Genomic DNA, 26,953 nt, shown 5'->3' on the forward strand with positions numbered 1-26,953 from the left:
TGCTGGAGTCTTTCGATGAAACGCTTGTTATCCGCCAGCCTGGCCGGGCTGTTGTGCGCGGTGGCGGGGCTGGGCGCCCGGGCCGAACCCATCGGCGGCCAGTTGCACATCTACAACTGGATCGAGTACCTGCCCAAGGACGTGCTTGAAGACTTCAGGCAGCGCACCGGCATCGAGGTGATCTACGACATCTTCGACAGCCCGCAAACCCTGGAAGCGCGCCTGCTGACCGGCAACTCCGGCTACGACGTGGCGTTCCCCAGCAGCAGCCAGCTGCCGACGCTGATCAACTCCGGGGCGGTGCTGCCGCTGGCTCGCCAGCAACTGCCGAATTGGCAGCAACTGGACCCTGTGCTGATGCACCAGCGCGAAGGCCTGGACCCGGGCAACCGCTTTGCCGTGCCGTACCTGTGGGGCAGCACGCTGCTGGGCTACAACAAGGCCAAGGTCGAGGCGGTGCTGGGCAAGGGCGTGGACATGCGCGACTACGACCTGCTGTTCAAGCCCGAGAACATCGCCAAGCTCAGCCAGTGCGGGGTGGCCATCCTCGACAGCCCCAGCGAGGTGTTCCCCATCGCCCTGAATTACCTGGGCCTGAACCCCAGCAGCAGCAACCCTGCCGACTACGACAAGGCCACCGCGCTGTTGCAGGCGATACGCCCGTACGTGCGCTACTTCAACTCGGCCAAGTACCCGCAAGACCTCGCCAACGGCGATATCTGCGTGGCCCTGGGCTGGTCGGGCGGCATGCTGGCGGCGCGCAACATGGCCAAGGCGGCGCACAACGGCAATGACATCGGCCTGGCCTTGCCACGCCAGGGCACGCTGATGTGGTCGGACGACATGGTTATCCCCAAGGGCGCGAAGAACCTGGTGCAGGCCCATGCCTTCATGGACTTCCTGCTGCAGCCGGCGGTGATCGCCCGCGTCAGCAACGAGATCGGCTACCCCAACCCCAACCCGGCCAGCACGCCGCTGATAGACCCGGCGTTGCGCGCCGAGGAAAACCTGTTCGTGCCGGACAAGGACCGCGGGCTGCTGTTCCAGATAGAGCCGCCGTCGTTGAAGGTGCAGCGCCTGATCACGCGCTTGTGGAACCGCATCCGCTCGGACGTCTGACCCCGTTCACCCGCTAACCCACACGGCCGGCTCCCTGAGCACGGCCCGGGCACCGCTGCACCCGCAACATTCACACACCAAAAACAAAACAGCTGTCGCTTGAACTTTTCTGCCATTTCAAACAAAACAACGGAGCAGAAGTACATGAACAAGTGGGTATTCGTGGCCGTGGGGCTCGCCAGTGCGAGCTGCACGTTGCCAAGCCAGGCCTTTGACCTGACCCCGGAGGTGATGCTCAACGTCGACGCCACCGCCGCCAGTGACTACCGCGTGGGCGGCTTCTCGCTGACCCAGGGCAACCCGGCGCTGTTGACCGCGGCCACCCTGGTGCACAAGCCCAGCGGGCTGTTCGCCGGGGTGTTCACCACCAACGTCGACTTCGGCACGGCCACGCGCCGGGAGTTCGACTACTACGCCGGCATTGCCCGGCCCCTGAGCCAGAACACGCGCTTTTCCCTGGCCTACGTGGCCTACGACTACCCCAAGGACAGCTGGGTGAACTTCAACGAATGGATCGGCACGTTCGGCGTCTACGGCGCCACGCTGGGCTTCAAGTATTCCAGCAACCTGCAGAACCCGCCGGCACGCCAGGCCCTGGCCGCGCAGCTGGCGCCCTATGGCGTGGTGATCAAGCCGCGCGACAACGACCGCTTCATCACCTGGGTGGAATACAACGTGCCGCTGCCGTACCAGACCCTGCTCAACCTGCGCTACGGCTACACCGACACCCACGATGACCAGGCCTACCAGGCCGGCGACGGCTCGTTCCGCAGCACCTACCGCGACTGGGGCGTGTCGCTGAGCAAGCCGTTCCTGGGCCTGCTGTGGAAGGCGGCCTACATCGATACCGACCTGTCCAAGGCCGAATGTTATTCGGCGTTCGGCAGCGCCGGCGACTGTTCCGCCACGGTGGTGGCGTCCGTGACCAAATCCTTTTGAGCCGTCTTTCACTGTGCAGGTCGAGGCCTTCCATGTTCGCGAAAAAATTCAATCACATCACCTGTGCGCTGGCCCTGTCGCTGCTGGCAAGCGTGGCCGTGCAGGCCGCCGAACCCGGCGCCCAGGAGGGGCCGGCGCGCAGCTGGCAGCCGTTCTGGGGCAAGCGCGTGACCGGCTACCTGGCCGCCGCCGACGGCACCCAGCTGCGCTATTCGGTGCTGCTGCCCAAGGGCGAGGGGCGCTTCCCGGTGGTGGTGCGCTACAGCGGTTATGACTCGGGCAGCATCGGCGGCCCGGCGTACCTGCACGACAACGAAACCTTCTCCGTGGCCACCGACAAGCAATTGGTGGAGCAGGGCTACGCGGTGATGGGCGTGCAGGCCCGTGGCACTGGCTGCAGCCAGGGCACCTTCGATTTCCTGGGCCCGGCCTATGGCCTGGACGGCCGCGACGCGGTGGAGTTCGCCGCCGCGCAGCCCTGGTCCAACGGTGACATTGGCATGTTCGGCTGGTCGTGGTCGGGCATGTCGCAATTGATGACGGCCGCCGCGCAGCCACCGCACCTGAAGGCCATCGCCCCGGGCATGGTGATCGGCGATGCGCGCAGCGACAGCTGGGCGCCGGGCGGGGTGCCGAACCAGGCGTTCACCACCTCGTGGCACTGGTTCGTGGACATGCGCTGGGACGCCGTGAAGGCCAGCGCCAAGGCCGAAAACGATGAGCGCTGCCTGGCCCAGGTCACCCAGAACCAGGCCAAGGTGGTCAGCACTTCATTGATGTACAACCTGCTGCGCCACCCGCTGCGCGACGCCTGGGCCAACCAGCGCAGCCCGCGCGAGCAGGCCGCGCGCATCAAGGTGCCGGTGCTGTCCATGCACAGCTGGCAGGACGAGGCGGTGCTGGCCCGCGAGGGCTATTACCAGGAGCGCCTGGACCCCAACCAGCTGTGGCTGGTGGAGTCCAGCGGCGGCCACAACCTGTATGAGTCGGAGCGCTTCCGGCAGAAGCTGATCGCCTTCCTCGATCACTTCGTCAAAGGCAAGGCCAACGGCTTCGAGCACACCCCGCGCGTGGAGGTGTGGCAGGAAACCGTGGCCGACAAGCGCGACGGCGGCCGCCATGAACCCAATGAAACCGCGCGGCCAGGCTGGACCATCGAGCGCGACCATTTCCCCCTGGCGGTGCAGCCGGTGACCTTCGCCCTGGGCGAGCACGGCAGCCTGGTGGAGCACGGGCAGGGCGGCGGTGCCCCGGACAGCTACAACTACCCCATCCCCGGCCCGGAGGTGAACACCTACCTAAACGACAACGCCTGGGGCGCGCAGCACCCGGTGTGGAAGCAGGGCAGCCTGGCCTACACCAGCGCACCGCTGCAGCGTGACCTGCTGACCTACGGCACCGCCAGCGCCGACCTGTGGCTGACCACCTTCCTGGCGCCGGACACCGACCTGCAGGTGACCGTCACCGAAGTGCGCCCCGACGGCCAGGAGGTGTTCGTGCAGCGCGGCTGGTTGCGCATGTCCCTGCGCAAGCTGGATGAGGCGCGTTCCACCGCGCTGCGCCCCTGGTTGCTGGACGACCCGGACGGCATCCAGCCGATGCTGCCCAACGTGCCCGCCCTGGGCCGGGTGGAAATACCGCCGTTCTCGCACCCGTTCCGCAAGGGCTCGCGCCTGCGCCTGTGGGTGGACACGCCGTCCGGCACCGGCGGCTATGGCTTCGATTACTTCTCCATCCCCAGCCGCAACAGCGTGCTGCACGACGCCGCGCACCCTTCGCGCCTGGTGCTGGGTGAACTCACCGGGGTAGCAGTGCCAGCGGCCCGGCCGGCCTGTGGCGCGCTGCTCAAACAACCTTGCCGTCCCGACCCTTTGAACTGAGGAAATACAATGCTTACTACTTTCAAGACCCTGACCGGCATCGCCTTCGCGGCTGCCCTGGCTGCGCCGTCCATGGCGGCTGAACTCAAGGAACGTATTCCTGACCGCCTGACCCACGAGCTGGTGATGCAGATCGACGTCCAGCTCGGCCCCCAGGAAGACATGGGCAAGGGCCCGGACGGCGCGCGCATCAACTACCCGATCATCGGCGGCACCTTCACCGGCAAGGGCATGAAGGGCACCGTGGTGCCGGGCGGCGCCGACATGTCGGTGACCCGCGACGACGGCGTCACCCACATCAACGCCCTGTACCGGCTCAAGACCGACGACGGCCAGGTGATCATCATCAACAACGCCGGCATCTGGCGTCTCAACGAGTCGGGACTGGCGAAAAAGGCCAAGGGCCTTGCGATCAAGGATATGCAGGAGAGTGATTTCTACTGCCGCACCGTGCCGTCGTTCAAGACCGCGCCGGGGGCCCATGCGTGGCTGAACGACTACATCTTCACCGGCACCATCGATGGCATCAGCGAGCATGAAGTGCTGATCAGCGTGTACCGCGTGGGGGGCCAGTAACGTCCCGGACGCGGCCTGCGGCCGCTGCTACAGGGGATGTGAAACACCGTTGTGGGAGCTGGCTTGCCAGCGAGCTGTTGAGGCCCTCAATGCAACGCAGTTTTTTGCCCCCTGTAGCAGCGGCCGCAGGCCGCGTCCACGCACTACGAAGCCAACCCCGCCAACGCCTGCGCGCAACACGCCTGCAGAATCTCGTCCGCCAGCGCCGAATCGTCCGGGCACGCCCTGGACAGCAGGATGGCCCCCACCAGGTGCGCCATCTCGTTGATGCGCCTGGCCCGCGCGGCTTCACCTTGCGCCTGCTCCAGCGAGCGCTCGATCGCTTGCCCGAACACCTCTTTCACCTCCGCCGGCTGGCGCGACGCATCGGCCGACAGCGCGGCCATGGTGCAGCCATCACCGGGTCCGTCGCGGTGCTCGCGCGACAGGTACTGTTTGATCAACGCCGCGCGCTCGGCCGTGCCGGTGCGAGCCTCGGTCTGGGCGAAACCACAAGCCGCGGCCTCGGTCATCAGGTCGGCCTTGGAGCGGAAATGCTTGTAGAAGCCGCCATGGGTGAAACCGGCGGCGCCCATCAGGTCGGCCACGCTGACGCCGTCGTAGCCGCGCTCGCGGAACAGGGTGGCGGCGGTGGCGACAATGTGCGCGCGGTTGGCCCGCGCCTGGGCCTTGGTGACCTTCATGTTCGTGCCTGCACAAATGGGGGAGTGACTGCCCGTCAGTATACATTGATGTTGGTTGACATCAAAATGCTTGACGGTTTAGATTTCAGTCATCATCATAAATTCAATACTAACCCAGCACGTCCAACCCAGGAGCAGGACCTCATGAGCAAGCTTCCAGCTGTTTTGATCACCGGTGCGTCCAGCGGAATCGGCGCCACCTATGCACAACGTTTCGCCCGCCGCGGCCACGATCTGGTGCTGGTGGCCCGCAACAAGGAGCGCCTGGATGCCCTGGCGGCCCGCTTGCGTGACGAAAGCGGCGTCAACATCGATGTGCTGCAGGCCGACCTGACGCAGGCCCAAGACCTGGCGCGCGTGGAGCAACGCCTGGCCGAAGACGCCACCATTGGCGTGCTGATCAACAACGCCGGCGCCGGGCAGTCAGGTGGCTTCACCCAACAAACCGCCGCCGCCATCGACAGCCTGCTGGCCCTCAACGTCACCGCGGTGACCCGCCTGGCAGCCGCCATAGCCCCGCGCCTGGCGCGCACGGGCGAGGGCGCCATCGTCAACATTGGCTCGGTGGTGGGGCTGGCCCCGGAACTGAACATGACCGTCTACGGCGCCACCAAGGCCTTCGTGCTGTTCCTGTCCCAGGGCCTGCACCTGGAACTGGGGTCCAAGGGCGTGTACGTGCAGGCCGTGCTGCCCGCCGCCACCCGCACCGAGATCTGGCAGCACTCGGGCATCGACATCAGCACCTTGCCCGAGGTGATGGAAGTCGAAGACCTGGTGGACGCCGCGCTGGTGGGCTACGACCGCCGTGAACTGGTCACCATTCCGCCGCTGCACGTGGCCGACCGCTGGGACGCGCTGGATGGCGCGCGGCGGCTGCTGTTGTCGGATCTGCGCCAGGCGCAGCCGGCCGAGCGTTATCGGGTAGCGGGCTAGGTCGCCGGTTCAGCCGATGCTTGCGGCGCGATCGTGGTCGTAAGGAGGCGCTGTGCCTGCCTCGCTCAACATGTATTCGCGGCACTGCTCGAAGACCCGTTGGGCAAGTGCGGCATCGCGTGCCCATAGCTGCTTGTAGGCGCGCAAGCAGCTGCAATGCGGCAGATTGGCCTCGGTCATGCTGGCGATGAGCCGCAGGTCCGAGGCGCTGGCGGTGCCTTGGGCCTGCGCCAGCAGTGCAGGGCCGAACAGGGCCAGCATGCGTGCCCGGTCACGGTGCAGTTGTTCGCGCTTATTGAGCCCGAAGAAGTCGATGATGATCTGCCCGCGCAACCGCCCGGGGCCATCGGCCTGGGCTGGAACTGCAACGGTGGCGATGAAGGTGACCAGGGTTTCCGGGTCTTCGCCATCGGCGCCGAGGGGATAGCACAGGTACGGTGCTTCGGCCGCAAGCTCGGCTGTCGTCGAATTGACCGCGCCACGCGGGCCTGCGACGGGGAAATAGTTGAGCTTGAACGTGGTGTTGCACACCTTGCAGGACGCGGCATAGTTGAGTGGGTCATAGGCTAGCCAGAAATAACCTGCTGGTGCTGCGTCCCCCATCGCGACTGAATAGGCGAGCTGCGGGTGCTTCCTGGGATCCGGCCACGCCAGGACAGATGACTTCGGCCGAAAATGCTCAAGGTCAAACTCGATGGTCCCGTACTGGGGGCTCTCGAATTGTCGCTCGCAAAACACGCACTTGTTGAACTGCACCTTCATGTAGACAGGTTTCACCTGGCTCCAGATCGAGGTTTTCTCCTGGAAAGCCCCCAGTTGCACCAGCTTGCGCGCGCGTTTGGCGGCGTTGCTCGACCATCGGGGCACAGCCGCTTCGATCGCATCCTCCAGGGCTGCCGGTGTGATGGAGTATTTGATCATTCCTGCCGCTTCCCACCCTTGCGTTCATCCGGGTCGGAAGGTAACGGCGCGGCTTGGGTAAGCTGGGCCAGGAAATCCAGCGCGGCGTTCGCGTCGCCCTCGGCAGCCTTGCGGAACAGTTGTTCGCCGTCCGCCTGGAACGCCTCCGGGCGCGTGGTCTGCATGCCGAAGTAGGAGGACAGCAGCAGTTGCTCCATGCTTCTGCCGTAGACGTGCTCTTCCAGCTGCCGGACGGTGGCGGTGCCGCCGGGCGCGGTGTCGGTGATGAACACGTTCTCGCGTTTTACCGTGCTGGCCACCAGCGGGCTGTGGGAGGTGAACACAAACTGCAGCTGCGGGAAGGCGGCGGCCAGGGAGGGCACGACGCCGCGTTGCCATTCCGGGTGCAGGTGCAGGTCGATCTCGTCCACCAGCACGATGCCGGGAATCTCGTCGATGGCCTTGCCCTCGGGCGTCACGTCGCAGAGGTGCCCCAGCAGGTCGGTCACCCAGCCGATGAAGGCCTTGTAGCCATCGGAAAGCGAGGTGAATGGGGTCGGCACGCCATCGAACAGGAACAGGTATTGCTCGTCTTCTTCATCCTGCTCGCCGGTGAAGCAGACGTTGCCCGGCAGCACGCTGTTGAGCAGGTTGATCACCCGGTTGAACCGCTGTGGGTTGCGCGATTGCAGTTTTCCCAGCCACGGCTGCAACGGCCGCAGCGCCACCTGGTCTTCGAACAGCCCGGCCAGGCGCTGGTAGCGCAGGCCGCGGGAACGGCGCGCGCTGCTGGGCGAATAGTCATCGGTCTCGACCCGGCGCGTTGCGCCATAGCCCACCATGAAGAATGCCGGCGACGTGTCGTCCTCCAGCAGGCGGGCGATGGGGGAGTCGGGGGTGCTGTCGAGGTGCAGGCGGTCCTGGCTGCCTTTCGGGCCGCGGGGTTCGAGGCGCGCCAGCAGTTCGAGCTTGCGGCTGCGGGGGGCGGCTGGCGAGTAGTCTTCGCCGGTGGCCACGGCCTCGATCTTCAGCAGGCATTCCTTGACCGGGGCCTGCCCCAGGGCCGGCCGCCGTACCAGGCGGTACGGTACGAAACCGGAGTCCAGGAGCGCCGGCGCCAGTGCGGCGATGGCCAGCGCCCGCAGGATGGAAGATTTGCCGCCGCCATTGTCTCCCAGTATCAGGTTGACATTCTTCAACGCCGACACGCCCTTGCCAGTACGCCCCGGGTACTGCAGGCGCAGGACCGCCTTGCCGTAGCATTTGAAGTCGTAGATATGCAGGGATTTGGCGTACAAGAAAGAACCTCGCGGAAGCGGCTGCGGCATGACGAGCCATTCTGCGGGCGATGGGTGGCGTGTGCAACCCTGGACACCGCCCGTCCAGGGTTGCCCGCCACGGCGTGGTTCAGCCGTACAACCGCTGCTCGATCTCCTCCAGTGTGCTGCCCCGGGTCTCGGGCACCCACAGCGCGACAAACACCAGCGACAGCACCCCCGCAGCCACGAACACGAAGAAGGTCTGGCCAATGCCGATGGTCGCCACCAGCGTGGGGAAGAACAGGCCGATCATGACGTTGGTCAGCCAGAACGCGCCGATGGCCATGCCCATGCAGCCGCCCCGGATGCGCATCGGGAAGATCTCGGCCAGCAGCACCCAGAACGCCGGGCCGATCAGGCCTTGCATGGAGGCCAGGAACAGCCCCATGGCACCGAGGATGAGCATGGCGCGCGACACTGAGGGCTCGACCAGCACCGACACCAGGCCAATCAACAGCAACGACAGGGTGGTGCCGGCAAAACCCATCAGCATCATCGGCCGCCGGCCCAGGCGGTCCAGCAGGCAGATGCCGATGAAGGTGGCGCCAATGGAAATCACGCCGTTGACCACGTTGGCGATCAGCGCGCTGCGCTGGGCCAGGCCGGCCTCGGTGAGGATCTGCGTGCCGAAGTACATGATCGAGTTCACCCCGGTGAACTGCGAGGTCACCGCAATGCCGATGCCGATGAAGAAGATGCGCCGCGCGCCCTTTTTCGACAGGTCGCGCCAGCCGCCTTGCTTGATGAATTTCTCGTTGCCGATCTGCCGGGCAATGGCGTCCATCTCGACCTTGGCATGGTATTCCTCGCGCACCAGTTTCAGCACCGCCAGGGCTTCGCCCAGGCGGCCCTTGGTGGCCAGCCAGCGCGGGCTTTCGGGCATGTAGAGCATGCCCAGCCACAGGGCTATCGCCGGCAGCGTGGCCAGGGCCAGCATCCAGCGCCACACGCCGTCGAGGTCGCCGAACAGGTTGCCGAGCATGGCGTTGGTGGTGAAGGCCAGGAACTGCCCGGTGACGATCATCAGCTCGTTGCGGGTGATGATGCGCCCGCGGATGTTGGACGGCGACATTTCCGCCAGGTACGCCGGCACCACCACCGAGGCGCCGCCTACCGCCAGCCCCAGCAGGAAACGGGCGGCGACCATGACGTCCAGCGTGGGCGCCAGGGAGCAGCCCAGGGCGCCGATGAAGAACAGCACGGCCAGGAACAGGATGCTGCGGCGCCGGCCCTTGAGGTCTGACAAGCGCCCGCTGCACAGCGCGCCCAGCATGGCGCCGATCAGCAACGCGCTGGTCACCAGGCCTTCGGTAAAGGGCGTCAGGCCCAGGTCGGTCTTCATGTACAGCAGGGCGCCGTTGATCACGCCGGTGTCAAAACCGAACAGCAGGCCGCCGAAGGTGGCGACCAGGGTGACCTTTTGCAGGTAGCGACGTGCCTGGCGTTTCTCGCCGTTGAGGTAGGGGGCGGCGACGTCGGCTGCAGCGGTATTTCCGTAGGAATTAATTGTCATTGTGATATTCCTGACTGAAATTGCGGAACGGCGCCCAGCCGGGGTCGCGGGCAGGCGCCAGTGCGGTGGTTACATCGAGGGGGCTCCGGGGTGGGTCAGATGGCCTGGGGCTTGAAGTCGGCGGCGGCGACCGGCATCACGCCTTGCAGCAGGGCGATGGATTTTTCCAGGCCTTCAAGGCTGTTGAGCAGCACGTCTTCGTGCTCCACCGACAGCCAGCCGTCATAGCCGGCCATTTTCAGGCGGTAGCAGAACTGCCGCCACCACTGCTCGCCATGGCCGAAGCCGAGGGTGATGTACGACCAGCTGCGCGCCGCAATGTCCATCAGCGAGCCGTTTTCCAGCAGCGAGTCGACCGCTTGCACCGGGGTGTTGAGCAGGGTGTCCTTGGCGTGCACGTGGTAAATCGCCTCGCCCAGGGCTTCGGCGGCCGCCAACGGGTCGGCGCCCATCCAGAACAGGTGCGAGGGGTCGAGGTTGGCGCCGATCAGCGGGCCGATGGCCGCGCGCAGTTGCAGCAGCGAGCGCACGTTGTACACGCACTGGCTGCCGTGCAGCTCGAGGGCGATGCGCTCGACGCCGTTTTCCTTGGCCAGCGCGGCGATCTCCGCCCAGAACGGCAGCAGCCGCTCCTGCCACTGGTAGCGCAGGATGGCCTGGGTTTCCGGCGGCCACGATGCCACCACCCAGTTGGGCATGCGGTCGCCGGCCTGGCCTTCGGGCAGGCCGGACATGGTGCACACGGTCTTGACCCCCAGCTCGCCGGCCACGCGAATAGTGTCCTTCAGGCACTGGCCCTGTTCGGGTTGGGTGGGGTGCAGGGGGTTGCCGTTGGCGTTGAGGGCGATGATCTCCAGGTTGCGCGTCTCGAAGCTGCGCTTGAGCTCGCGGCGCGAGGCGGTGCTGTCGAGCATCTGCGCCAGGTTGAAGTGCGGCGCCGTGGACCAGCCGCCGGTGTTGATCTCCAGGCCCGAGACGCCCAGGCGTTGCGCGTGGTCGAGCACGTCCTGGAAGGGCAGGCCGCCCAGGCTGTCGGTGACGAAACCCAGTTTCATGGACGTGCTCCTTGGCGTGACAGGTAAAGGGCAGGGGTGGCGAGGCTGTGCAGGGTGACCCGGCGGCCCTCGTTCAGGGCCTGGATGCCGGCCTGGGCCACGCTGGCGGCGCAGTAGCCGTCCCAGGCGTTGGCCGCCTGGGCGGGGAACACGCCGGTGGTGACGAACTCAAGGAACGCCTGGTCCTGCAAGCGGTAGGCGTCGGCAAAGCGCGGGCGCCAGTCGGCGGCGTAACGGTGGCCGGCGTGCAGGTGGCGGTTGACGCGGGCCTGCACCGGCGCCGCCAGCTCGATGGAGCCTTGCTCGCCCACCAGTTCGCCGCGCACGTCGTAGCCGTAGGCGGCGTTGTTGTTGACCTCGATGTTCACCAGGTGGCCGTCGCGGGTTTCCAGCACCATGAACACCGGCGCACCGACGCCTGTGCTGGAGCTGCGGGCGGGCTGGAACACGGCGATGGCGCTGTACTCGGTGCCCAGCACGTGGCGCGCCACGTCGAACTCGTGGGGGGCGGAGTTGCTGATTGCCATCTGCCCGCTGAAGTTGGCCGGCGCTTCGACGTTGCGGTGGAAGTTGTGCATCATCACCGCGCGGCCGATCAGGCCGGTGTCCAGGGCGTGCTTCATTTCCCGATAAGAGGGGTCGAAGCGGCGCATGAAGCCCAGCTGGATGAATTGGCGGCCCAGGGACGTCTCCCGGTCGATCACCGCCAGGCACTCGTCCGGGCTCTGCGACAGGGGTTTTTCGCACAGGGCCGGTTTGCCCGCGCTGATGGCGGCCATGGCCAGCGAGGCGTGGGTGTCGTCGGGGCTGGCGATGATCACCGCGTCGACGTCGGCGCGGGCGATGGCGTGCAGTGGGTCGTGGCTGGCGTCGACGGCGCCGAACTGGTCGGCCACGGCGCGGGCACGGCCAGGGGAGGGGTCGCAGATCAATTGCAGGGTGGCCCCGGGCACCTCGCGGGCGATGATGCGGGCGTGATCCTGGCCCATGATGCCGGCGCCAATGACGGCGATGCGTATGCTCATGTTCGCGTACCTGATCGGTTTGTTGTGGTTGTTGTGGGCCGATTATCAGCAGCGCCAAACCAGCCGGCAACGAGCACGAAGGTCGCTTTCTGATGTGATTTCAATCAAATCAGGCGTGAGGGTTTTTTCGCCAGGTGCTGGAATAGTTGAGCCATAGGCCTATTCTTGATGGGAAACACATCAACGGGGAGATGGCATGGGCGGCGCAACACCGGGACAGGTATGGAAGGGCCCCAAGGTGCAGGACATCGCCCGGGTCGCGCGGGTGGGGCCGGCCACCGTGGACCGGGTGCTGAACAACCGCCCCGGCGTGCGCGAGTGCACGCGCCTGAAGGTGCTGGCGGCGCTGGAGAAACTGCGCCACGACCTGGCCGAGGGCCGCGCCACGTTGCAGATCAAGCTGTTCTGCGATTCGGGCGAGACCTTCAACGCCACCCTGGCCCAGGCCGAGGCGGTGGTGAACAGCTCGATGCCGGGGGTAGTGGTGCAGGGCGTGTACGTGCCCACCAGCCAGGTCGACCCGGCGGCCTTCGCCGACCGCGTGCAGGCCGAAGGGGCGTCGGCCGACGGCGTGATCGTGGTGTCGCGCGAGCACCCGGCCATCAACCGCGCCATTCGCACGCTATGTGGGCAGGGCGTTGCCGTGGTGTGCCTGACCACCGATTTGCCCAACTCCAACCGCAGCGCCTACGTGGGCAATGACCAGTACGCTGCCGGCAGCGTGGCGGGTGTATTGATCGGCAACGGCCTGCCGCGTGCGCCGGCGAAGATTCTGTTGGTGAACAGCATGCCGTTTCGTTGCCAGCAGGAGCGCGAGATGGGCTTCCGGCGGGTGCTGCGGGCGGATTTTCCGTACCTGAAGATCGATGAGCGAATGATGTCCGACGATCGCCCGCAGACCACGACCGACCAACTGATGCGCTATTTCTCCAAGCATGATTACCCGGCGGCCATTTATAACGTGGCCGGCGCCAACCGTGGCGTGGCCCAGGCCATCGCCACGGTGCCGGTTGAGCAGCGGCCGATCTTCGTCGGCCATGAGCTGACGGTGCACACCCGGGCGATGCTGGAAAGCGGGGTGATGGACTACGTCATTTCCCACGACTTCGCCGGTGAGCTGGCCGCGGCGGCGCGCTGGATACGCGGTGCGGTGGAAGGCAGCCGCGCGGCGCCGGGGTTTACGCAGATAGTGGTGCATACGCGGTATAACTGCGAGGGGGGCTGAGGTGAGGCTGTTGTGGGAGCTGGCTTGCCAGCGAGCTGTCGAGGCCCTAAAAACTCGCTGGCAAGCCAGCTCCCACAAAGACAGTTGTTGTTACGGGGGGCTGGGTCTGCGGCGGTCGGAGGGTTTTTCGCCGAACAGCTTGTGGTACTGGCTGCAGAAGTAGCTGGTGTGCTCGAACCCCCATTGCGCGGCAATGTCGCTGATGCGCGCCTGGGGTTGGCGGGTGAGGGCGCGGCGTGCCTCGTTGAGGCGCACCGAGCGCAGGTACTGCACGGGGTTGACGTCGGCGACGCTCTGGAAGCTGTACTGCAACGTGCGCCGGGAAATCTTCAGGCGCCTGCACAGCTCCACCAGGCTGGCGGTGCCGTGGGGGTCTTCCATCACCAACTCGTGGCAACGCTGCACGATGTACTGGCGGGTGGTGAAGCTGGGCTGGTGGCTGGGCTGCGCGTCCAGCGCGCCGAGCAGGCTGGCGGTCAGTTCCAGCAGCCGCGGCTTGATGCACTGGTCGGCGTGGCTGCCCAGCAACGCCACCAGTTCGCGGCAGGCACCCCGGTGGGCCAGCGCCGGCAGGGCTACGCCCTGCACCGACTGGCTGGCGCGGCAGCGGGCCAGGGTGGCGTCGCTCAGCACGTCGGCCAGTTCGGCGTAGGGAATGGACAGCCCCAGCACGTCCATGCCGGCGCCGGTGACGGTGCGAAATTCACGCTGGTTGGGCAGCAGGTTGAGGCCATCGAGCAGCCATTTCTGCTCGCTGCCGCCCTGTGGCCACACCAGCGGCAGAATCAGGTTGAGGTGGTCGCGCGGCAGCTGCATGTGCTGGATCGCGGCCTGGCTCAGCCGCTCGCGGAACAGGCGGATGGCGCCGACGTCGCGCACCCACAGCGCGGCGTCCAGCGGGCCGCTGCTCAACTGGTCATAGCGCTGGTCCCAGCCGGTGAGGTGGCTGGCGTGTTCGGACATGTCGGCGGACTGAAAAAACTGCTGCATCAGGCAACCTGCTGGATGAGGGTTGGGACTGAAATTGCAATTGCCGTGCCGGTTGTGAGTAGGCGTAGTAACCTGTTGAAAACCCTGAACTAGAGCGGTTTCAACAGGCCTGGGAAAGCTCTCGTCCGTGAGAGTGTTGCAAGATGTTTCTGAATGCACCATCACGGCCCCCGCAGCGACCGTGACGGTAACAATTGGGGCGCGAACATCAGGTGGGAGCTGGCTTGCCAGCGAGCTTTTCGTGCCTCAAAAGCTCGCTGGCAAGCCAGCTCCCACCAAGGTTCAGCCTTCGCGCTTCACCACCAGGGTCAGGATGTCGTAGCTGGCCACCACTTCATCGCGCTGGTTGGTGACTTCCACGTCCCAGGCCACCACCCCCTGCGGGATGCCCTGGGGGCTCTGCTTGCCCTGGTCGATCTTGCGCTTGCAGGTCAGCCGCGCGCGGATGGTGTCGCCGATGGCCACCGGGTTGATGAAGCGCAGGGTGTCCAGGCCATAGTTGGCCAGCACCGGCCCTTCGCCCGGGGAGACGAACAGCCCGGCGGCGGCCGACAGCACGAAGTACCCGTGGGCGATGCGTTGGCCGAACTGCGAGCGGCGCGCCGCCAGCTCGTCGAAGTGCATGTAGAAATGGTCGCCGGACAGGCAGCCGAAGTTCACCAGATCGGCCTCGGTGACGGTGCGCCGGTGGGTGAGCAGCGACTCGCCGATCTGCAGGTCCTGGAAGTGCCGGCGGAAGGGATGCACATCGGTCTCGATGAGGTCAGCGCCGCGCACGTACTCGCCGGTGATGGCCGCCAGCATGGTCGGCGAACCCTGGATGGCCGCGCGTTGCAGGTAGTGCTTGACGGCGCGCAGGCCGCCCAGCTCTTCACCACCGCCGGCACGCCCCGGCCCGCCGTGCTTGAGCTGCGGCAGCGGTGAGCCGTGGCCGGTGGATTCGACGGCAGCGTGGCGGTCCAGCACCAACAGGCGGCCATGCCAGGCGGCTGCGGCCGGGATGGCCTTGGCAGCAATCTGCGGGCTCCTGGTGACCAGGCTGGCGACCAGGCTGCCTTTGCCGCGGGCGGCCAGCACCAGGGCTTCATCCAGGTCGTCGTAGGCCATCAGCGTGCTCACCGGGCCGAAGGCTTCGATGTCATGGGCACCGCCTTCGGCGTGGGCGTCGCGGGCCAGCAGCAGGGTGGGGGCGAAGAACGCGCCCTCGGCCACGCCCTCGCCACGCGGGCTGAAGCCGTCGGCGGCGCCGAACAGGGTGTCGCAGCTTTGCTGCAGCAGCGCCAGGCGCTCGCCGACGTCACGCTGCTGGGCGTGGGAGGCCAGGGCGCCCATGCGTACGCCTTCCATTGCGGGGTCACCGACCACCACTTTGGCCAGGCGCTCGCGAATGCGCGTGGCCACCGCGTCCAGGTGCTGGCGCGGGACGATGGCGCGGCGGATGGCGGTGCACTTCTGCCCGGCCTTGGTGGTCATCTCGCGCACCACTTCCTTCACGTACAGCTCGAACTCTTCGTCGTCCGGGGTCACGTCCGGGGCCAGGATGGCGCAGTTCAGCGAGTCGGCCTCGGCGGTGAAAGGCACCGAATGGCGGATCAGGTTGGGCGTGACGCGCAGCTTGGCGGCGGTGTCGGCGGAGCCGGTGAAGGTCACCAGGTCCTGGCCTTGCAGGCGGTCGAGCAGGTCGCCGGTGCTGCCGATCACCAGCTGCAGGCTGCCGGCGGGCAGCAGGCCGGACTCATCCATCAGCCGCACCACCGCTTCGGTCAGGTAGCTGGTGGCCGTGGCCGGCTTGACCACGCAGGGCATACCGGCAAGGAAGCACGGTGCGAACTTTTCCAGCATGCCCCAGATGGGGAAGTTGAAGGCGTTGATGTGCACCGCCAGGCCGCCGCGTGGTACCAGGATGTGGCTGCCGGCGAACTGGCCGAGCTTGCCCAGGGGGAACGCCGGGCCTTCGTGCACCACGTTGCCCGACGGCAGTTCGCGGCTGCCGATGCCGGCGTAGCTGAACAGCGTGGCGTTGCCGCCCTCGATGTCGATCCAGCTGTCGGCGCGGGTGGCGCCGCTGTGGTGGGACAGGGCGTAGAGCTGTTCCTTGCGCTCGGCCAGGTACAGCGCCAGGGCCTTGAGGCGCTGGGCGCGCTGCTGGAAGTCAAGGGCGCCGAGGCTCAGGTTGCCGACGCGGCGGCCGTGGTCCACGGCTTCGGCGAAGTCGAGGGTTTCCTCGTGGGTGCGCGCCAGGGGCTGGCCGTTGAGGGCACTGCGCAGGGTTTGCGCGCCGTGCTGGCCGACCCAGCGGCCGGCGATGAAGGATTGCAGGGTAGGGGTCATGAGGCATCTCCACAAACAAACAGGGCATGAGCCCGTAGCAGCTGCCGCCAGGCGGCGTCAGGGGGCACCGTGGTGGCAGGGGACGCGGCCGGCGGCCGCTGCTACGGGGGTGTCAGATTTGGTCGAAATCGAGGACGACTTTCTGGCTGAGGGGGAAGGCCTGGCAGGACAGGACATAACCCGCCGCCACTTCGTAGTCCTCCAGGGCATGGTTGGCGTCCATCTCCACCTCGCCCTCGATGACCCTGCACTTGCAGGTCGAGCACACCCCGGCCTTGCACGAATAGGGCAGTTCGGCGCCGATGGCGTTGCCGGCGTCCAGCACGCTGACGGTGTTGCGTGGCAGGTCGAAGGCCAGGGCGCGGCCGTCGCTGATCACGGTGACCTGGCTTACCGCCGAGTCCAGTTGCCGCGCCGCTTCGCGGGCCTCGCGCTTGTGGCCGTCGTCGGCCACGCCGAACAGCTCGAAGTGGATGCGCTGGGCGGCCATGCCATGGGCCTTGAGCTGGTCGCGCACGGTCTCGGTCATGGCCTGGGGGCCGCAGATGAACGCGGCGTCCAGGGTTTTCACGTCCACCCAGCGGCTGAACAGTTGCTGGCACTTGGCGGCGTCGATGCGACCGTTGTACAGGTCCACGTCCTGCTGCTCGCGGCTGAACACGAACACCAGGTTCAGGCGTTGCAGGTAGCGGTTCTTGAGGTCTTCCAGCTGCTCGCGGAACAGCGCCCCGGAGCTGGAGCGGTTGCCGTACAGCAGGGTGACGCGGCTGTGGGGCTCGTGTTCCAGGGTGGTCTTGATGATCGACAGGATCGGCGTGATGCCGCTGCCGGCCGCCACCGCCAGGTAGCTGCCGTGGCGCGCCGGGTCCAGCGGCACGCTGAACTCGCCGGCGGGCGGCATCACCTCAAGCTGGTGGCCAGCCTGCAGGTGCTGGTTGGCGTAGGCGGAAAAACGCCCGCCGGCCACCTGCTTGATTGCCACCCGCAGCTCGTTGTCGTTGACCCCGGTGCAGATGGAGTAGGAGCGGCGCACTTCCTCGCCATCCAGCTGGGTGCGCATGACCAGGTGCTGGCCCTGGGTGTAGCGGAATTCGTCCTGCAGGTGGGCCGGCACGTCGAACACGATAGACACCGCGTCGCGGGTCTCGGCGCGGACCTGCTTGATGGTCAGGCTGTGGAACTGGCTCATTGTTGTTCTCCGGTAGCCATCAGATGCACTTGAAATAGTCGAACGGCTCGCGGCATTCGACGCAGCGGTACAGCGCCTTGCAGGCCGTGGAGCCGAACTGGCTGAGCAGCTCGGTGTGGGCGCTGCCGCACTGCGGGCACAACACCTGCGGCGCCTGGCCCAGCAGCGTGCGCTTGCTGGTGCTGCCTTCGGGCGGGGCGATGCCGTAGGCGCGTAGCTGCTCGCGGCCCTGGGGGGTGATCCAGTCGGTGGTCCAGGCCGGGGTCAGCTGGCGTTGCAGGCTGGGGGCGGGGAAACCGGCCTGTTCCAGGGCGTCGCGAATGTCGCCCTCGATCACCTCGGTGGCCGGGCAGCCGGAGTAGGTGGGGGTGACCACCACCTGCAGATGCCCGGCCTCCCAGGCCAGGTCGCGGACGATGCCCAGGGCCACCACGCTGACCACCGGCACCTCCGGGTCCATGACCTGGTCCAGCACGGCCCAGGCCTGGGCCAGGTCGCCGGCCTGCTGCGGTCGCGCGCCCCGGTCGCTGACGATCAGCTCACCAGGTTGCATCGGGGTAGGCTCGCGGCAGGTATTGCATTTCGGCCAGCAGCAGGCCCAGGTGTTCGCTGTGCAGGCCCTCGCGGCCGTCGAGGTAGAACGGGCTGGCGGGCTCGGGCAGCGGCAGGGTGGCGCGGGCGAACACGTCGGCGACCTTGGCGCGCCACGCCGCTGCGACCTCCAGGGGGTCGCCGATCAGCCCGGCGGCCGCCAGGCGCTGCTCGGCGGCGCTGGGGTTGACCAGTTCCACGGTGAAGCGCCAGACCTTGGGCAGCGCCGCCAGCATGCGCGCGTGGCTTTCCTCGGTGCCGTCGCCCAGGCGCTCCACCCACTCGGCGGAGCGGCGCAGGTGGTAGGTCACCTCTTTCAGGCCCTTGGCGGCGATGCCGGCGATGCGCGCGTCGCTGGTACCGGCCAGCCCGTGCAGCACCTGGAAGTGCCAGGCGTCGTAGAAGAACTGCTTGAGCATGGTTACCGCGTAATCGCCGTTGGGCTGTTCCACCAGCAGCAGGTTGCGCAGCTCGCGTTCGTTGCGCAGGAAAGCCAGGGCGTCGGCGTCGCGGCCATCGGCCAGGCGCTCGGCGGCGTATTCCAGCCAGTGGCGCGCCTGGCCGATCAGGTCGAGGCCGACGTTGGCCAGGGCCAGTTCTTCTTCCAGCGCCGGCGCGTGGCCGATCCACTGGCTCAGGCGCTGGCCCTGGATCAGGGCGCTGTCGCCCAGGTGCAGCAGGTAATGGGTCAGGTCGTGTTCGATGCTCATGGTCGGCCTCACATGTGCCCCACTTCGGGCGGCAGTTCGTAGAAGCTGGCGTGGCGGTAGACCTTGTCGTCGGCCGGGTCGAACAGCGGTTCCTTGTCGTCCGGCGAGGAGGCGGTGATCAGCGCCGAAGGCACCACCCACAGGCTCACGCCTTCGCTGCGACGGGTGTACAACTCGCGGGCGTTCTCGATGGCCATGACCGCATCGGCGGCGTGCACGCTGCCCACGTGCTTGTGGTTGAGGCCGTGCTTGCTGCGCACGAAGACTTCGAACAGGGTCCAGTCGGACATGGGGTTTCTCCAGCTCAGGCGGCGTTCTTGTTGTGGTGTTTGCGGGCGTGGGCCACGGCGGCCTGGCGCACCCAGGCGCCGTCCTCGATGGCCTGCTTGCGGGTGGAGACGCGTTCGGCGTTGCACGGGCCGTTGCCCTTGAGCACTTCGTGGAATTCATCCCACTGGATGGCACCGAAGTCGTAATGGCCGGTCTCGGCGTTCCATTTCAGCTCCGGGTCGGGGCAGGTGCAGCCCAGCAGTTCGAGTTGCGGGATGGTCTGGTCGACGAAGCGCTGGCGCAGTTCGTCGTTGCCCTGGCGCTTGATTTTCCAGGCCATGGACTGGGCGCTGTTGGGCGAGTGTTCGTCGCTGGGGCCGAACATCATCAGTGCCGGCCACCACAGGCGGTTGATGGCGTCCTGCACCATGTCCTTCTGGGCCTGGGTGCCGTGGCGCATCATGGTCAGGAGCATTTCGTAGCCCTGGCGCTGGTGGAAGCTCTCTTCCTTGCAGATGCGCACCATGGCCCGGGCGTAGGGGCCGTAGGAGGTGCGCTGCAGCACCACCTGGTTGACGATGGCGGCGCCATCCACCAGCCAGCCCACCGCGCCCATGTCGGCCCAGCTCAGGGTGGGGTAGTTGAAGATGCTCGAATACTTGGCCTTGCCGGCGTGCATCTTGGCAATTTCTGTATCGCGATCGGCGCCCAGGGTTTCCATGGCGCTGTACAGGTACAGGCCGTGGCCGGCTTCGTCCTGGATCTTGGCCATCAACTGCAGCTTGCGCTTGAGCGTCGGCGCGCGGGTGACCCAGTTGCCTTCGGGCAGCATGCCGACGATTTCCGAGTGGGCGTGCTGGGAGATCTGGCGAATCAAGGTTTGCCGGTAGGCGTCGGGCATCCAGTTCTTGGCTTCAATCTTGATTTCAGCGTCGATACGTGCCTGGAAGGCGCGTTCCTGGGCGTCCATCTCGTCGAGGGTCTTGAGGCGCTTGACGCCGGTTTCCACTAGCTGTGCGTACATGAAGGGTCTCCGCCATGAGGGGGCATGGCTATTTTATAAGTGATACAGAATCAAATATCAAACACAAAATATGCGTATCAAATAAATTTCCGTATCACGTTTCCGAGGCAAACGAATCCCGTAGCAGCGGCCGCAAGGCCGCGTCATGGGCGCTGCGGTGCAGCAGGTACACCGCGGGGTGAGGGGAAGGACGCGGCCTGCGGCCGCTGCTACGGGGTTACTGGCGTTTGTCGAAGACGTGGGCGGCCTTGCCTTCCGAGCGCTTGAGGGAGTGCAGCGGCTGTAGCAGCACGCGGGTGCTGATGCCGATGTAGGTCTTGATCTGCTTGCTCAGCTCGTTGCACACGGCCTGCTGCTGGGCCGGGTCCAGGTGCTGCTGTTCGGGGCGCAGTTCGACGTGGACGTCCACCGAATCGAGGTTGCCGTTGCGATACAGGTGCATCTCGTAGCATTCGCTGAGCTGTTTGATTTTCAGCACTTGCTCTTCCACCTGGGTGGGGAACACGTTGACCCCGCGGATGATCAGCATGTCGTCGCTGCGCCCGGTGATCTTGTCCATGCGCCGCATCGGCCGGCCACTGCCGGGTAACAGCCGGGTGAGGTCGCGGGTGCGGTAGCGGATCATCGGCAGGGCCTCCTTGCTCAGGGAGGTGAACACCAGCTCGCCGAACTGGCCGTCGGGCAGCACCTGGCCGGTGGCCGGGTCGATGATTTCGGGGTAGAAGTGGTCTTCCCAGATGGTCGGGTGGCCGCGGCTGTCGGCGCATTCCATGGCCACGCCCGGGCCCATGATCTCCGACAGGCCGTAGATGTCCTGGGCGACGATGCCCAGGCGGCGCTCGATGGCGCCGCGCAGCTCGTCGGTCCAGGGTTCGGCGCCGAAGATGCCCAGGCGCAGGGCAAGTTTCTGCGGGTCGATGCCCTGGCGCTCGATCTCGTCGGCGATGTTGAGCATGTACGAGGGCGTGACCATGATGATGTCGGGGTTGAAGTCGCGGATCAGCTGCACCTGTTTCTCGGTCTGCCCACCCGACATGGGGATCACCGTGCAGCCCAGGCGCTCGGCGCCGTAGTGGGCGCCCAGGCCACCGGTGAACAGGCCGTAGCCGTAGGAAATGTGCACCTTGTCGCCGCGCTTGCCGCCGGCGGCGCGAATCGAGCGGGCGACGATGTTGGCCCAGGTGTCGATGTCGTTCTGGGTGTAGCCCACCACGGTGGGCTTGCCGGTGGTGCCGCTGGAGGCGTGCAGGCGCACCACCTCGTGCTGGGGCACGGCGAACATGCCGTAGGGGTAGTTGTCGCGCAGGTCGTTCTTGCCGGTGAAGGGGAAGCGGCCCAGGTCGTCCAGCGACTTCAGGTCGTCGGGGTGCAGGCCCAGGGCGTCGAAGCGCTGGCGGTACAGCGGCACGTTCTGGTAGGCGTGGGTGAGGCTCCAGCGCAGGCGCTGCAGCTGGTGTTCGCGCAGTTGGTCGACGCTGGCGGTTTCGAACGGGTCCAGCAAGGCTTCAGGGTCAAGGTGCATGTTCATGGTTTCACTCGAATTGTTCTTGTGTGAGTGTCCGGCCCGCAGCAGGGCGGGCTGTGCATAGGCTTACAGGCGTTCGATGATCAAGGCAATGCCCTGGCCGACGCCGATGCACATGGTGCACAGGGCGTAGCGGCCATTGGTCTGTTCCAGCTGGTGCAGGGCGGTGGTCACCAGGCGCGCGCCGCTCATGCCCAGCGGGTGGCCCAGGGCAATGGCGCCACCGTTGGGGTTCACCCGCGGGTCGTCGTCGGCCAGGCCCAGTTCACGCAGCGCGGCCAGGCCCTGGGCGGCGAAGGCTTCGTTGAGTTCGATCACGTCCATGTCGGCCAGGGCCAGGTTGGCGCGCTCCAGCACCTTGCGCGTGGCGGGCACCGGGCCGATGCCCATGATGCGCGGCTCGACGCCGGCGGTGGCCATGGCCAGCACCCGGCCACGGGCCTTGAGGCAGTAGCGCTCGGCTGCTTCGGGGCTTGCCAGCAGCAGCGCGCAGGCGCCGTCGTTGACCCCCGAGGCGTTGCCGGCGGTGACGCTGCCGTTGGCGCGGAACGGCGTGCCCAGCTTGTGCAGTTGCTCAAGGGTAGTATCGCCGCGCGGATGCTCGTCGTGCTCTACGACTTTGGCCGGGCCCTTGCGCTGGGCGATACTGACCGCGACGATTTCCCGTGCCAGGCGCCCGTTGGCCTGGGCGGCGGCGGCGCGTTGCTGGCTGCGCAGGGCGAAGGCGTCCTGGTCGGCGCGGCTGATGTTGAACTGCGCGGCGACGTTCTCGGCGGTCTCGGGCATCGAGTCGATGCCGTACTGCGCCTGCATCAGCGGGTTGACGAAGCGCCAGCCGATGGTGGTGTCGAACAGCTCGGCCTGGCGCGAAAACGCCGTCTCGGCCTTGCCCATCACCAGTGGCGCGCGGGACATGGATTCCACGCCACCCACCAGCATCAGCCCGGTCTCGCCACTGCGAATCGCCCGCGCCGCCGTGCCCACCGCGTCCAGCCCCGAGCCGCACAGGCGGTTGAGTGTGGTGCCGGGCACGCTCACCGGCAGGCCGGCCAACAGCGCCGACATGCGCGCCACGTTGCGGTTGTCCTCGCCGGCCTGGTTGGCGCAGCCATAGATGACATCGTCCACCTGGCTCCAGTCCACCTGCGGGTGGCGCTCGAGCAGGGCGCGCAGGGGCACGGCGCCGAGGTCGTCGGCGCGCACGCCGCTGAGGGCGCCGCCGTAGCGGCCGATGGGGGTGCGCACGGCGTCGATGATAAGGGCATCAGTCATGAGGGTTCTCCGGCGTCAGCACGGTGCCGCGCACTTGATAGGACTTGCCCCGGAACAGGGCGATCAGTTGGCCGTTCTGGTTTTCGATGCGCACGTCGTAGGTGCCGGTGCGGCCGCGACGGCTGAGTTCGTGGCAGGTGGCCGTGAGCACGTCGCCCACCGGCACCGCGCCGATGTACTCGATGCTGCAACCCTGGGCCACGGTGGCCAGGTCGTAGCTGTTGCAGGCCACGGCGAACGCCGAGTCGGCCAGGGCGAAGATGAAGCCGCCGTGGCAGGTGCGGTGGCCCTGGAGCATGTCGGGGCGCACGGTCATGGTCAGCTGTGCGTAGCCGGCGTCGGCGTCCAGCAGGTGCAGGCCCAGGGCGTGGCTGGCATTGTCGCGTTCCAGCAGCGCCATGGCGCATTGCTGGGCCAGGTCGCGGGCGGTGGCTTCAGTCATGCAGGCTTCTCCCTTGCGCCAGGCAGCGGCGCAGCAGCAACGAGGGGCGGTAGCGCTCTTCGCCGTAGGCAGCCTGCAGGTGCTGCAGCACGGCCACGACCGTGTCCAGCCCCAGGGCGTCGGCCCAGGCCAGCGGCCCGCGCGGGTAATTGACGCCGGCGCGCATGGCCAGGTCGATGTCGGCTGCCGAGGCCACGCCTTGCAGCGCGGCGTCGGCGCCTTCATTGGCGAGCATGGCCACGGTGCGCAGCACGCACAGGCCGGGGCTGTCGGCGAGGGCGCTGACGGCCAGGCCGGCGCGGTTCAGCAGGGCCACGGCCTGGTCGATGGCGGCGGGCGAGGTGGCGGCTGCCCAGCTGATGCCGATGCGCGTGGCCGTGGCAAAGTCCAGGGCCAGGTCCAGCAGCACCAGGTGTTGCAGGCCGTGGTCCAGGGCGCGCTGGCTGGCCATGCGGCCGTCGGACAGGGCCAGCACGGCGTCGCCGCAGCGCAACAGGCCGTTGCCGGGGCGGCGGGTCACCTGCACGCCCTGGGCCTCCAGGCGTGCCAACAGGCCGTCGAGCAGCGGCGGCAGGCCTTCGGCCACGCAGTGCTGCACCGTGGCGCTGCTGGCCAAGGTGTGCGGCAGCGGCCGTTGCGCGCCGTCGCGGTAGTCGTAGAAGCCCTGGCCGCTCTTGCGGCCCAGGCGCCCGGCGTCCACCAGCTCCTTCTGCAGCAGCGAGGGCTGGAAGCGCATGTCTTGGTAATAGGCGTCGAACACCGAGCAGGTCACCGCGTAATTGACGTCGTGGCCGATCAGGTCGGTGAGCTCGAAGGCGCCCATGGCAAAGCCACCGGCCTCGCGCAGCAGGGCGTCGAGGGTGGCGCTGTCGGCGGCGCCTTCCTGCAGCAGGCGCAGGCTCTCGGCGTAGAACGGCCGGGCCACGCGGTTGACGATAAAGCCCGGCGTTGAGCGGGTGTGCACCGGCCGTTTGCCCCAGGCGCTGGCAGTGTCATGCAGGGTGCGCGCGGTGTGCTCGGCGGTGGCCAGGCCGCTGACCACTTCCACCAGCGCCATCACCGGCGCCGGGTTGAAGAAATGCAGGCCGGCGAAGCGTTCGGGGTGCGCAAGCTCGGCCGCCAGGGTGGTGATGGACAGCGACGAGGTGTTGCTGGCCAGCAGGCAGTCGGGCGCGCACAGGCGCTCCAGTTCGGCGAACAGTTGGCGCTTGACCGCCAGTTGCTCGACGATGGCCTCGATCACCAGGCGGGCGTCGGCCAGTGCGGGCAGGGCGTCGCAGGCGTGCAGGTTGGCCAGGCAGGCGAGGCGGGCGCTGTCGGCCAGCTTGCCGGCCTTCACCCGCTGGCCCAAGCGCTGGTCGATGGCGGCGATGGCCTGGGCGGCGGCGCCGGGGCGGTTGTCGTAGAGCTTCACCGGGTGCCCGGCCTGGGCGGCCACCTGGGCGATGCCGGCGCCCATGGCACCGGCGCCGATCACCGCCACTTCGGCGGACAAGGGCAATGCGGCCATGGCTCAGTTCCCCTTGAACGCGGCGGGGCGCTTGGCCATGAACGCGGCCACGCCTTCGCGGTAGTCGTGGCTGCGCCCGGCCAGGCGTTGCAGGTCGCGTTCAAGTTCCAACTGCTGGTCCAGGCTGTTGTCGAAGCTGGCGTTGAGGCTGCGCTTGATCAGCGCCAGGCCGTAGGTGGGCTGGGTGGCCAGGTGGCGGGCCAGTTTCAGCGCTTCGTCGCGCAGCGCGTCGTCATCCACGCAGCGGTAGATCAGGCCCCATTGCTCGGCCTGTTCGGCGCTCAGGCGTTCGCCCAGCAGGGCCAGGGCCCTGGCGCGGGCCATGCCCACCAGCCGTGGTAGCGCCCAGGTGCCGCCCGAGTCGGGGATCAGGCCGATCTTGCAGAACGCCTGGATAAAGCTGGCCGAGCGCGCCGCCAGCACCAGGTCGCAGGCCAGCGGGATGTTCGCGCCGGCGCCGGCGGCCACGCCGTTGACCGCGCAAACCACCGGCAGCGGCAGCTCGCGCAGGGCGCGGATCAACGGGTTGTAGAACTGCTCGATGGACTGGCCCAAATCCGGCGCATCGGCGCCGGGGGCGACGTTGCGGTCGGCCAGGTCCTGCCCTGCGCAGAAGCCGCGGCCTTCGCCGGTCAGCAGCAGCACGCGCACGCTGGCGTCCTGGCGCACGCGCTTGAGGGCTTCGCGCACCTCGCCGTGCATCTGGGCGTTGAAGCTGTTGAGTTGCTCGGGACGGTTGAGGCTGAGCAAGGCGACGCCGTCGTCGATGGCGAACACGATGGTTTCGAAGGTCATGGCTGGGGTGCCCCTGAAGGGTGAACGGATGGGTTACTGCCCGCGGAACTGCGGACGGCGCTTGTCCTGGAAGGCACGGATGCCTTCGTCGCGGTCCTGGGTGCCGGCCAGCAGCGTGAAGGCGTGGCGTTCGAAACGCAGGCCGCTGGCAAGGTCGGTGTCCTGGGCCTTGAGCAGCGCTTCCTTGGCCAGGCGCACGGCCAGCGGCGCCTTCTCGGCGATGCGCCGGGCGATGGCCAGGGCGCGCTCCACGGTGAATTCCGGCTCGGTGATTTCGCTGACCAGCCCGGCCTCCAGGGCCTGGCGGGCGCCGATGGGCTCGCCGGTGAGCACCATCTGCATGGCCAGGGACTTGCCCACGGCCCGCAACAAGCGCTGGGTGCCGCCGGCGCCGGGCATGATGCCGAGGTTGATTTCCGGTTGGCCAAACAGCGTGTCGCGCCCGGCAATCAGGATGTCGGCGTGCATCGCCAGCTCGCAGCCGCCGCCCAGGGCATAGCCGTTGACGGCGGCGACCAGGGGCTTGGTGAAGGCGGTGATGCGCTGCCAGGAGGCCACGCGCGGGTCATTGAGGATGCCCACCAGGTCGCGTTCGGCCATTTCCTTGATGTCGGCACCGGCGGCAAAGGCCTTGCGGCTGCCGGTCAGCACCACGGCGCGGGTGTCCGGGCACTGCTCGGCGTCGCTCAGCGCTGCGGCCAGCTCGGCGAGCAGTTGGGTGTTGAGCGCGTTCAGCGCCTCGGGGCGGTGGAGGGTGACCAGGCGGACGGCGTCCAGCTGTTCGACCACAAGCAGTGCAGGCATGGGCAGGCCTCACGGGTGTGCCCGGCTAGCGTGGCCGGGCTGATTATTGGAGCGGCTGGGGTGGCCGATGAGCTCAGTATAATCACAATGCGATACACAAAAACAACATCAAAAATAAAATACCGTGTCTCAATTATTGCTTGGTCCCGTAGCAGCGGCCCCAGGCCGCGTCCCAGGTCCCACGGTTTTGCAGGAAGACCGCGTTGTGGCCGGACGCGGCCTGGCGGCCGCTGCTACGGGGGGGGGGGCAGGCTGGGAAATTGAATTGGCAGGCAGGGGAAACTGGCGCCTCGCCGGTTTGCTTAAGCTGGTCGCACGCCCCTTTCAGCAAGG

General features: G+C 67.2%; 25 protein-coding genes. 6 read left to right on the forward strand and 19 right to left on the reverse strand.

Features of this window, described 5'->3' with window-relative positions; all coding sequences use genetic code 11:
- The first annotated feature begins 15 nt into the window (after window positions 1-15).
- From RAM80_RS30600 to RAM80_RS30615, 4 genes are all read left to right on the forward strand, one after another.
- Window positions 16-1,119, forward strand: a complete 1,104-nt coding sequence (locus RAM80_RS30600) for a polyamine ABC transporter substrate-binding protein (RefSeq protein WP_416424106.1) — start codon at window positions 16-18, stop codon at window positions 1,117-1,119.
- A gap of 144 nt (window positions 1,120-1,263) precedes the next feature.
- Window positions 1,264-2,058, forward strand: coding sequence for a TorF family putative porin (locus RAM80_RS30605; RefSeq protein WP_416424107.1), 795 nt, complete (start codon window positions 1,264-1,266; stop codon window positions 2,056-2,058).
- 32 nt (window positions 2,059-2,090) lie between these two features.
- Window positions 2,091-3,938, forward strand: coding sequence for a CocE/NonD family hydrolase (locus tag RAM80_RS30610; RefSeq protein WP_416424108.1), 1,848 nt, complete (start codon window positions 2,091-2,093; stop codon window positions 3,936-3,938).
- 9 nt (window positions 3,939-3,947) lie between these two features.
- Window positions 3,948-4,514, forward strand: a complete 567-nt coding sequence (locus tag RAM80_RS30615; RefSeq protein WP_416424109.1) for a DUF3237 domain-containing protein — start codon at window positions 3,948-3,950, stop codon at window positions 4,512-4,514.
- 143 nt (window positions 4,515-4,657) lie between these two features.
- On the opposite strand, the gene RAM80_RS30620 is transcribed toward RAM80_RS30615, so the two are convergent.
- Entirely contained in the window at window positions 4,658-5,197 is a 540-nt protein-coding gene (locus RAM80_RS30620) for a TetR family transcriptional regulator (RefSeq protein WP_416424110.1), read from the reverse strand.
- A gap of 144 nt (window positions 5,198-5,341) precedes the next feature.
- On the opposite strand from RAM80_RS30620, the gene RAM80_RS30625 reads away from it, so the two are divergent.
- A complete protein-coding gene (locus RAM80_RS30625) occupies window positions 5,342-6,130 on the forward strand; it encodes an SDR family NAD(P)-dependent oxidoreductase (RefSeq protein WP_416424111.1) in 789 nt (262 codons plus the stop codon).
- Between the two features lie 9 nt (window positions 6,131-6,139).
- Here RAM80_RS30625 and RAM80_RS30630 read toward each other — a convergent pair whose 3' ends face one another.
- From RAM80_RS30630 to RAM80_RS30650, 5 genes are all read right to left on the reverse strand, one after another.
- Window positions 6,140-7,051, reverse strand: coding sequence for a hypothetical protein (locus tag RAM80_RS30630; RefSeq protein ID WP_416424112.1), 912 nt, complete (start codon window positions 7,049-7,051; stop codon window positions 6,140-6,142).
- The gene (locus RAM80_RS30635; RefSeq protein ID WP_416424113.1) at window positions 7,048-8,328 is read right to left on the reverse strand and encodes an AAA family ATPase; all 1,281 of its coding nucleotides are present in this window, start codon (window positions 8,326-8,328) and stop codon (window positions 7,048-7,050) included. Before RAM80_RS30635 ends, RAM80_RS30630 begins: the two co-directional genes overlap by 4 nt.
- A gap of 109 nt (window positions 8,329-8,437) precedes the next feature.
- Complete coding sequence (locus RAM80_RS30640) at window positions 8,438-9,862, reverse strand: sugar porter family MFS transporter (RefSeq protein WP_416424114.1); 1,425 nt, start codon at window positions 9,860-9,862, stop codon at window positions 8,438-8,440.
- 95 nt (window positions 9,863-9,957) lie between these two features.
- Entirely contained in the window at window positions 9,958-10,917 is a 960-nt protein-coding gene (locus RAM80_RS30645) for a sugar phosphate isomerase/epimerase family protein (protein ID WP_416424115.1), read from the reverse strand.
- Window positions 10,914-11,942, reverse strand: coding sequence for a Gfo/Idh/MocA family oxidoreductase (locus tag RAM80_RS30650; protein ID WP_416424116.1), 1,029 nt, complete (start codon window positions 11,940-11,942; stop codon window positions 10,914-10,916). The genes RAM80_RS30645 and RAM80_RS30650 overlap by 4 nt, the downstream gene beginning before the upstream one ends.
- A 196-nt stretch (window positions 11,943-12,138) precedes the next feature.
- On the opposite strand from RAM80_RS30650, the gene RAM80_RS30655 reads away from it, so the two are divergent.
- Window positions 12,139-13,167 (forward strand): LacI family DNA-binding transcriptional regulator, encoded by a 1,029-nt coding sequence (locus tag RAM80_RS30655; RefSeq protein ID WP_416424117.1) that lies wholly within the window; start codon window positions 12,139-12,141, stop codon window positions 13,165-13,167.
- A gap of 90 nt (window positions 13,168-13,257) precedes the next feature.
- Here RAM80_RS30655 and RAM80_RS30660 read toward each other — a convergent pair whose 3' ends face one another.
- The 13 genes from RAM80_RS30660 to paaF form a co-directional block, all read right to left on the reverse strand.
- The gene (locus tag RAM80_RS30660; RefSeq protein ID WP_416424118.1) at window positions 13,258-14,157 is read right to left on the reverse strand and encodes a helix-turn-helix domain-containing protein; all 900 of its coding nucleotides are present in this window, start codon (window positions 14,155-14,157) and stop codon (window positions 13,258-13,260) included.
- A 282-nt stretch (window positions 14,158-14,439) separates the two neighbouring features.
- Window positions 14,440-16,488 carry a phenylacetic acid degradation bifunctional protein PaaZ gene (paaZ, locus tag RAM80_RS30665; protein ID WP_416424119.1) on the reverse strand — a complete coding sequence of 683 codons (2,049 nt, stop codon included), beginning with the start codon at window positions 16,486-16,488 and terminating at the stop codon, window positions 14,440-14,442.
- Between the two features lie 112 nt (window positions 16,489-16,600).
- Window positions 16,601-17,677, reverse strand: a complete 1,077-nt coding sequence (gene paaE, locus RAM80_RS30670; protein ID WP_416424120.1) for a 1,2-phenylacetyl-CoA epoxidase subunit PaaE — start codon at window positions 17,675-17,677, stop codon at window positions 16,601-16,603.
- Window positions 17,678-17,696: 19 nt separating this feature from the next.
- On the reverse strand, window positions 17,697-18,230 hold the full coding sequence (gene paaD / locus RAM80_RS30675; RefSeq protein ID WP_416424121.1) for a 1,2-phenylacetyl-CoA epoxidase subunit PaaD: 534 nt from the start codon (window positions 18,228-18,230) through the stop codon (window positions 17,697-17,699).
- Complete coding sequence (gene paaC / locus RAM80_RS30680) at window positions 18,217-18,978, reverse strand: 1,2-phenylacetyl-CoA epoxidase subunit PaaC (RefSeq protein WP_416424122.1); 762 nt, start codon at window positions 18,976-18,978, stop codon at window positions 18,217-18,219. Before paaC ends, paaD begins: the two co-directional genes overlap by 14 nt.
- A gap of 8 nt (window positions 18,979-18,986) precedes the next feature.
- Window positions 18,987-19,268, reverse strand: coding sequence for a 1,2-phenylacetyl-CoA epoxidase subunit PaaB (paaB, locus tag RAM80_RS30685; RefSeq protein WP_416424123.1), 282 nt, complete (start codon window positions 19,266-19,268; stop codon window positions 18,987-18,989).
- Between the two features lie 14 nt (window positions 19,269-19,282).
- Window positions 19,283-20,272 carry a 1,2-phenylacetyl-CoA epoxidase subunit PaaA gene (paaA, locus tag RAM80_RS30690; protein ID WP_416424124.1) on the reverse strand — a complete coding sequence of 330 codons (990 nt, stop codon included), beginning with the start codon at window positions 20,270-20,272 and terminating at the stop codon, window positions 19,283-19,285.
- Between the two features lie 217 nt (window positions 20,273-20,489).
- Window positions 20,490-21,800, reverse strand: coding sequence for a phenylacetate--CoA ligase PaaK (gene paaK / locus RAM80_RS30695; protein ID WP_416424125.1), 1,311 nt, complete (start codon window positions 21,798-21,800; stop codon window positions 20,490-20,492).
- A 63-nt stretch (window positions 21,801-21,863) separates the two neighbouring features.
- Window positions 21,864-23,069, reverse strand: coding sequence for a 3-oxoadipyl-CoA thiolase (gene pcaF / locus RAM80_RS30700; RefSeq protein ID WP_416424126.1), 1,206 nt, complete (start codon window positions 23,067-23,069; stop codon window positions 21,864-21,866).
- Entirely contained in the window at window positions 23,062-23,511 is a 450-nt protein-coding gene (paaI, locus tag RAM80_RS30705) for a hydroxyphenylacetyl-CoA thioesterase PaaI (protein WP_416424127.1), read from the reverse strand. Before paaI ends, pcaF begins: the two co-directional genes overlap by 8 nt.
- Window positions 23,504-25,021, reverse strand: a complete 1,518-nt coding sequence (paaH, locus tag RAM80_RS30710) for a 3-hydroxyacyl-CoA dehydrogenase PaaH (RefSeq protein ID WP_416424128.1) — start codon at window positions 25,019-25,021, stop codon at window positions 23,504-23,506. Before paaH ends, paaI begins: the two co-directional genes overlap by 8 nt.
- 3 nt (window positions 25,022-25,024) lie before the next feature.
- Window positions 25,025-25,816: a 2-(1,2-epoxy-1,2-dihydrophenyl)acetyl-CoA isomerase PaaG gene (paaG, locus tag RAM80_RS30715; RefSeq protein WP_416424129.1), complete on the reverse strand. Its 792-nt coding sequence runs from the start codon at window positions 25,814-25,816 to the stop codon at window positions 25,025-25,027.
- Window positions 25,817-25,849: 33 nt separating this feature from the next.
- Window positions 25,850-26,620: a 2,3-dehydroadipyl-CoA hydratase PaaF gene (gene paaF / locus RAM80_RS30720; RefSeq protein ID WP_416424130.1), complete on the reverse strand. Its 771-nt coding sequence runs from the start codon at window positions 26,618-26,620 to the stop codon at window positions 25,850-25,852.
- Window positions 26,621-26,953 lie beyond the last annotated feature (333 nt).

It is taken from the genome of Pseudomonas sp. App30 (genome assembly GCF_047947025.1).
Taxonomy (GTDB): Bacteria; Pseudomonadota; Gammaproteobacteria; order Pseudomonadales; family Pseudomonadaceae; genus Aquipseudomonas.

Bases quoted from the DNA above. Each gene is read 5' to 3' on its own strand.
- RAM80_RS30600 (WP_416424106.1), top strand. From the start codon at position 16: ATGAAACGCTTGTTATCCGCCAGCCTGGCCGGGCTGTTGTGCGCGGTG.
- RAM80_RS30605 (WP_416424107.1), top strand. From the start codon at position 1,264: ATGAACAAGTGGGTATTCGTGGCCGTGGGGCTCGCCAGTGCGAGCTGC.
- RAM80_RS30610 (WP_416424108.1), top strand. From the start codon at position 2,091: ATGTTCGCGAAAAAATTCAATCACATCACCTGTGCGCTGGCCCTGTCG.
- RAM80_RS30615 (WP_416424109.1), top strand. From the start codon at position 3,948: ATGCTTACTACTTTCAAGACCCTGACCGGCATCGCCTTCGCGGCTGCC.
- RAM80_RS30620 (WP_416424110.1), bottom strand. From the start codon at position 5,197: ATGAAGGTCACCAAGGCCCAGGCGCGGGCCAACCGCGCGCACATTGTC.
- RAM80_RS30625 (WP_416424111.1), top strand. From the start codon at position 5,342: ATGAGCAAGCTTCCAGCTGTTTTGATCACCGGTGCGTCCAGCGGAATC.
- RAM80_RS30630 (WP_416424112.1), bottom strand. From the start codon at position 7,051: ATGATCAAATACTCCATCACACCGGCAGCCCTGGAGGATGCGATCGAA.
- RAM80_RS30640 (WP_416424114.1), bottom strand. From the start codon at position 9,862: ATGACAATTAATTCCTACGGAAATACCGCTGCAGCCGACGTCGCCGCC.
- RAM80_RS30645 (WP_416424115.1), bottom strand. From the start codon at position 10,917: ATGAAACTGGGTTTCGTCACCGACAGCCTGGGCGGCCTGCCCTTCCAG.
- RAM80_RS30650 (WP_416424116.1), bottom strand. From the start codon at position 11,942: ATGAGCATACGCATCGCCGTCATTGGCGCCGGCATCATGGGCCAGGAT.
- RAM80_RS30655 (WP_416424117.1), top strand. From the start codon at position 12,139: ATGGGCGGCGCAACACCGGGACAGGTATGGAAGGGCCCCAAGGTGCAG.
- RAM80_RS30660 (WP_416424118.1), bottom strand. From the start codon at position 14,157: ATGCAGCAGTTTTTTCAGTCCGCCGACATGTCCGAACACGCCAGCCAC.
- paaZ (WP_416424119.1), bottom strand. From the start codon at position 16,488: ATGACCCCTACCCTGCAATCCTTCATCGCCGGCCGCTGGGTCGGCCAG.
- paaE (WP_416424120.1), bottom strand. From the start codon at position 17,677: ATGAGCCAGTTCCACAGCCTGACCATCAAGCAGGTCCGCGCCGAGACC.
- paaD (WP_416424121.1), bottom strand. From the start codon at position 18,230: ATGCAACCTGGTGAGCTGATCGTCAGCGACCGGGGCGCGCGACCGCAG.
- paaC (WP_416424122.1), bottom strand. From the start codon at position 18,978: ATGAGCATCGAACACGACCTGACCCATTACCTGCTGCACCTGGGCGAC.
- paaB (WP_416424123.1), bottom strand. From the start codon at position 19,268: ATGTCCGACTGGACCCTGTTCGAAGTCTTCGTGCGCAGCAAGCACGGC.
- paaA (WP_416424124.1), bottom strand. From the start codon at position 20,272: ATGTACGCACAGCTAGTGGAAACCGGCGTCAAGCGCCTCAAGACCCTC.
- paaK (WP_416424125.1), bottom strand. From the start codon at position 21,800: ATGAACATGCACCTTGACCCTGAAGCCTTGCTGGACCCGTTCGAAACC.
- pcaF (WP_416424126.1), bottom strand. From the start codon at position 23,069: ATGACTGATGCCCTTATCATCGACGCCGTGCGCACCCCCATCGGCCGC.
- paaI (WP_416424127.1), bottom strand. From the start codon at position 23,511: ATGACTGAAGCCACCGCCCGCGACCTGGCCCAGCAATGCGCCATGGCG.
- paaH (WP_416424128.1), bottom strand. From the start codon at position 25,021: ATGGCCGCATTGCCCTTGTCCGCCGAAGTGGCGGTGATCGGCGCCGGT.
- paaG (WP_416424129.1), bottom strand. From the start codon at position 25,816: ATGACCTTCGAAACCATCGTGTTCGCCATCGACGACGGCGTCGCCTTG.
- paaF (WP_416424130.1), bottom strand. From the start codon at position 26,620: ATGCCTGCACTGCTTGTGGTCGAACAGCTGGACGCCGTCCGCCTGGTC.